This is a genomic window from Actinomadura sp. NPDC048032 (assembly GCF_040653175.1).
GTDB lineage: Bacteria > Actinomycetota > Actinomycetes > Streptosporangiales > Streptosporangiaceae > Spirillospora > Spirillospora verrucosospora.
In genome coordinates this window covers 1-5,209 of the sequence record NZ_JBEZJP010000511.1, presented here as the reverse complement: position 1 = coordinate 5,209, position 5,209 = coordinate 1, and the positions used below count along the sequence as shown (strand labels likewise).

Annotated in this window: 7 protein-coding genes; 4 read left to right on the top strand and 3 right to left on the bottom strand. The window is 71.3% G+C overall.

The window, feature by feature from the left end; all coding sequences use genetic code 11:
* The 3 genes from AB0C69_RS37705 to AB0C69_RS37695 all read left to right on the top strand — a co-directional run.
* Nucleotides 1-376 (top strand): choice-of-anchor J domain-containing protein (locus AB0C69_RS37705; RefSeq protein ID WP_360360580.1); only part of this gene is annotated, 376 nt, incomplete at its 5' end.
* Between the two features lie 71 nt (nt 377-447).
* Nucleotides 448-1,968, top strand: coding sequence for a M28 family peptidase (locus AB0C69_RS37700; protein ID WP_360360577.1), 1,521 nt, complete (start codon nt 448-450; stop codon nt 1,966-1,968).
* A gap of 134 nt (nt 1,969-2,102) precedes the next feature.
* A complete protein-coding gene (locus AB0C69_RS37695) occupies nt 2,103-2,315 on the top strand; it encodes a DUF2277 domain-containing protein (protein WP_179844599.1) in 213 nt (70 codons plus the stop codon).
* On the opposite strand, the gene AB0C69_RS37690 is transcribed toward AB0C69_RS37695, so the two are convergent.
* Both AB0C69_RS37690 and AB0C69_RS37685 read right to left on the bottom strand, forming a co-directional pair.
* Complete coding sequence (locus AB0C69_RS37690) at nt 2,312-3,334, bottom strand: aspartate-semialdehyde dehydrogenase (protein WP_345185137.1); 1,023 nt, start codon at nt 3,332-3,334, stop codon at nt 2,312-2,314. The genes AB0C69_RS37695 and AB0C69_RS37690 overlap by 4 nt on opposite strands.
* 97 nt (nt 3,335-3,431) lie before the next feature.
* Nucleotides 3,432-4,583: an acyl-CoA dehydrogenase family protein gene (locus AB0C69_RS37685; RefSeq protein WP_360360572.1), complete on the bottom strand. Its 1,152-nt coding sequence runs from the start codon at nt 4,581-4,583 to the stop codon at nt 3,432-3,434.
* 138 nt (nt 4,584-4,721) lie between these two features.
* On the opposite strand from AB0C69_RS37685, the gene AB0C69_RS37680 reads away from it, so the two are divergent.
* Entirely contained in the window at nt 4,722-5,036 is a 315-nt protein-coding gene (locus AB0C69_RS37680) for a PspC domain-containing protein (protein WP_360360569.1), read from the top strand.
* Here AB0C69_RS37680 and AB0C69_RS37675 read toward each other — a convergent pair.
* Nucleotides 5,033-5,209: transposase (locus AB0C69_RS37675; protein ID WP_360360583.1), on the bottom strand; the 177-nt coding region annotated here is incomplete at its 5' end. The genes AB0C69_RS37680 and AB0C69_RS37675 overlap by 4 nt on opposite strands.

The window sequence follows — 5,209 nt, the reverse complement described above, 5'->3', positions numbered from 1 at the left end:
CCTCGTGACGGGCGCGGCCGCCGGAACCGACGCCGGGACCTACGACCTCGACGGCGGCGTCAGCAGCGTCCAGTCGCCGGCGATCAGCCTGCCGAGCGGCACCCTCTCGCTGAAGTTCTCCTGGAACTTCGCCTACCTCAACAACAGCTCGACCGACGATTACCTGCGCGTCCGCGTCGTCGGCGCGAACGGGTCGAGCACCGTGCTGAACCAGAGCGGCGCCGCGGCCAACAAGGCCGGGGCGTGGCAGACGGCGACGTACGACCTGTCCGCCTACGCCGGCCAGTCCGTCCGCATCCTCGTCGAAGCGGCCGACAACGGAACCGGCAGCCTCGTCGAGGCCGGCATCGACAACGTCACCATCACCAAGGCCTGACCGCCCCCCGCCCGCGGCCCGCGACGGGGCCCGCTCCCCCGTCGCGGGCCGCGCCCTACCTGGAGGAACGCATGAGATCGCGCATGATCGCGGCCTTGGGCGCGGCGGCCCTCGCGGCCTCGGCCCTGCTCGCCCCGTCCGGCGCCGCGGCCGCGCCCGCCCCGCTGGCCGCCCCCGACATCTCGCTCGCCAACGTCAAGGCGCACCTGTCCCAGCTGCAGAGCATCGCCACCGCCAACGGCGGCAACCGCGCCCACGGCCGCCCCGGCTTCCGCGCCTCGATCGACTACGTGAAGGGCAGGCTGGACGCCGCCGGCTACCAGACCAGCGTCCAGTCGTTCACCTACAACGGCTCCACCGGCTACAACCTCATCGCCGACTGGCCGGGCGGCGACACGAACAACGTCCTGATGACCGGCGCGCACCTCGACAGCGTCACGGCCGGGCCCGGCATCAACGACAACGGCTCCGGCTCGGCCGCGAACCTGGAGATCGCCCTCACCATCGCCCGCGAGAAGTACGCGCCCAAGCGGCACCTGCGGTTCGGCTGGTGGGGCGCCGAGGAGCTCGGCCTCGTCGGGTCCACCAACTACGTCAACAACCTCGCCTCCACCGAGCGGTCGAAGATCAAGGGCTATCTGAACTTCGACATGGTCGGCTCCCCCAACCCGGGCTACTTCGCCTACGACGGCGACGGCTCCAGCGGCAGCGGCGGCCCCGCCGGATCCGCCGAGATCGAGCAGACGCTGCGCGCCCACTTCCAGTCGATCAACGTGCCCGTCCAGGACACCGCGTTCGACGGACGCTCCGACTACGGGCCGTTCATCCGGTACGGGATCGCCGCCGGAGGCCTGTTCACCGGCGCCGAGGGACGCAAGACGACGCAGCAGGCGCAGCTGTGGGGCGGCCAGGCCGGCGTCGCGTTCGACCGCTGCTACCACTCGTCCTGCGACACCACGTCCAACATCGACGACACCGCCCTCGACCGCAACGCCGACGCCATCGCCCACGCCGTCTGGACGCTCGGCGGCGACGGGGGCACCACGGAACCGCCCGGCGACACCGTCTTCACCGACGACCTCGAATCGGGCACCGGCTGGACGACCAACCCGAACGGCACCGACACCGCCACCGCGGGCCGCTGGGAGCGGGGCACCCCGCAGCCGACCAGCTACTCCGGCACCAACCTGCAGCTCGCCGCCGCGGGCGGCAGCGGCGCCCTCGTGACGGGCGCGGCCGCCGGAACCGACGCCGGGACCTACGACCTCGACGGCGGCACCACCACCGTCCAGTCGCCCGCGATCGCGCTGCCCGCCGGCTCGAAGACGCTGTCGTTCTCCTGGTACCTCGCCCACCTGAACAACAGCTCCACCGACGACTACCTGCGGGTGCGGGTCGTCGGGCCGAACGGCTCCACGACCGTCCTCGACCAGGCCGGAGCGGCGGCCAACCGCGCCGGCTCCTGGCAGACGCAGACCGCGGACGTCTCCGCCTACGCGGGCCAGACCGTCCGCATCGTCGCCGAGGCCGCCGACAACGGAACCGGCAGCCTCATCGAGGCCGGCCTCGACACCATCAAGATCACCAAGTAACCGGAGGCTGTGTCGATCGCAGTGCCCTCCTCCGCCTGGCCTCGGGCCCGGCGGGGGAGGGCACAGCGACGGAATCGCCTCGCCTGCCTGGCGGCACGGTGCGGGTTGTCGGTGGGGCGGGGCAGACTTGAGTCATGTGCCGCAGTATCAAGACGCTTCGACCGCCGTACTCCGATGACGTCACCGACGAGGACGTGCGGGCGGCGGCGCTCCAGTATGTGCGCAAGATCTCCGGGTTCCGGGCGCCCGCCTCGCATAACGCGGAGGCGTTCGACCGGGCCGTGGAGGAGATCGCGCGGAGCACCGCCGCCCTTCTCGAAACCCTGGAGGTGCGGGGGCGCCGTTAGCCCTCGGCGGCGACCAGTTCGGCGATCTGGACGGTGTTGAGGGCCGCGCCCTTGCGCAGGTTGTCGCCGGAGCAGAACAGGGCGAGGCCGTTCTCGACGGTCTCGTCGCGGCGGATGCGGCCCACGTAGGTGGGGTCCTGGCCGGCGGCCTGGAGCGGCGTCGGGACGTCCGAGAGGACGACGCCGGGCGCGCCCGCCAGCAGCTCGCTGGCGCGCTCGGGGCTGAGCGGGCGCTCGAAGCGGGCGTTGACCTGCAGGGAGTGGCCGGTGAACACGGGGACGCGCACGCAGGTGCCCGAGACCTTCAGGTCCGGAAGCTCAAGGATCTTGCGGCTCTCGTTGCGGAGCTTCTGCTCCTCGTCGGTCTCGGCGAGGCCGTCGTCGACGATCGAGCCCGCCATGGGGAGCACGTTGAACGCGATCGGGCGCACGTAGACCGACGGCTCGGGGAACTCCACGGCCGTCCCGGCGTGGGTCAGCCGGTCGGCGGTCTGGACGGTCTTGGCGGCCTGGTCGTGCAGCTCGGCGACGCCGGCGAGGCCGCTGCCGGAGACGGCCTGGTAGGTGGAGACGACGAGGGCGGTCAGCCCGGCCTCGGCGTGCAGGGGGCGCAGCACCGGCATCGCGGCCATCGTGGTGCAGTTCGGGTTGGCGATGATGCCCTTCGGGCGCTGCCTCGCGGCGTGCGGGTTGACCTCCGCGACGACCAGCGGGACGTCCGGGTCCATCCGCCAGCCCGAGGAGTTGTCGATCACGACGGCTCCGGCGGCGGCGACCTTCGGCGCCAGTTCCTTGGACGTGGTCTTGCCCGCGGAGAACAGCACGATGTCGAGCCCGGTGTAGTCGGCTGCCGCCGCGTCCTCGACGGTGACCTCGCCGCCGTTCCACGGGAGCCTGCGGCCCGCGGAGCGCGCGGAGGCGAAGAGCCGCAGCTCGTCGACCGGAAATCCTCTTTCGGCCAGGATCTCGAGCATCTTGGCCCCGACCTGTCCGGTGGCCCCGACGATGCCGACTCTCATGCCGCTCCCTCGTGTAGATCGCTTGACCGGGCGAGTCTGCCCAGGTCGGATACAGGACGTCCAGTGATTAACCCTACGCGGAGGGGTCGAGCACTGCTTAACGGAAGGCGTCCAGCCCGGTGACGGCCTTCCCGAGGGTCAGCAGGTGAACCTCCTGGGTGCCCTCGTAGGTCAGGACGCTCTCCAGGTTGTTCATGTGCCTGATCACCGGGTATTCGAGCGTGATCCCGTTGGCGCCGAGGACGGTGCGGGCCTCCCGGGCCACGTCCAGCGCGGCGCGGACGTTCGCGAGCTTGCCGAACGAGACCTGCTGCGGGGTCGCGTTCCCCTCGTCCTTCAGCCGCCCGACGTGCAGGGCGACGAGGCCCGCCTGGCCGAGGGCGACCTCCATCCAGGCGAGCTTCTCCTGCGTGAGCTGGAACGACCCGATCGGCTTGCCGAACTGCTCGCGGGTCTTGGCGTAGTCGACGGCCGCCTCGTAGCAGGACCGCCCGGCCCCGACCGCGCCCCACAGGATCCCGTACCGGGCCTCCGAGAGGCAGCCGAGCGGGCCCTTCAGGCCCTTCACTCCGGGCAGCATCGCCGACTCCGGCAGGCGCACGCCGTCCAACACCAGCTCGGAGGTGACCGATGCCCGCAGCGACAGCTTGCGGTGGATGTCGCTCGTGGTGAACCCCGGAGTGCCCTTGGGGACGAGGAAGCCGCGGATCCCGTCGTCGGTGCGCGCCCACACCACCGCGACGTCGGCGATCGAACCGTTGGTGATCCACATCTTGGCGCCGTCCAGCACCCAGCCGGCGCCGTCCCGGACGGCGCGGGTGAGCATGTCGCCGGGGTCGGAGCCGCGGTCGGGCTCGGTCAGCCCGAAGCAGCCGATCGCCTCCCCCGCGGCCATCCTCGGCAGCCACTCGTTCTTCTGGTCCTCCGAGCCGTACTTGTGGATCGCCGCCATCGCCAGCGAGCCCTGGACGGACACGAAGCTGCGCAGCCCCGAGTCGGCCGCCTCCAGCTCCCGGCACGCCACCCCGTAGGCGACGGCGCTCGTCCCCGCGCAGCCGTAGCCCTCCAGGTGCATGCCGAGCAGGCCCAGCTTGCCCAGCTCGGGGGCCAGCTCGCGCGCGGGGAACGTCCCGTCCTCGAACCAGGCCGCCAGGTGCGGCGCCACCTTCTCCGCCACGAAGGCGCGCACGGTGTCGCGGACCATCCGCTCCTCGTCGGTGAGCCGGTCGTCTACGCGCAGCACGTCCATGCGGGGTCTCCTCCGTCCGGGGCCGTCCGCGACGAGGGTACGTCGCAGGGCCGACCCTGACCGGGCAGGGGTGCGATCAGGGATGAATCAGGGCGAATCCGGATGTCAGAGTTACCTTTCGCTGGGCATGATCGAGGCATGGACATGGACAAGACCACGGGCAGGCAACTCCGCCGCACGCACGAGGGACGCATGATCGCCGGGGTGTGCTCCGGCGCGGGCCGGTTCCTCGGCGTCGACCCCAACATCCTCCGGCTCGGCCTGGCCATCTTCACGATCTTCGGCGGCGCCGGCGTCGCGCTCTACGCGATCGCGTGGCTCCTCATCCCCGAGGAGGGCGCGCAGAAGTCGGTCGCCGAGGACCTGTTCAAGAAGGCGAGCGACTCCCCGACCGTCCAGGACGCGGTGCAGAAGACGAAGGACGCGGTCAACAAGAACCGCACCCACGCCTAGGGCCTGTTTTGTGGATCGTGGTTGAGCCAGAGGATGAGGCTGGCGATGGTGACCACGGCGCGGTAGTGGGCGGCGAGTTTGTCGTAGCGGGTGGCCAGGCCGCGGAAGCGTTTGAGCTGGTTGAAGCAGCGTTCGACGACGTTGCGGCGGCGGTAGCGGTCCGGGTCGAAGCC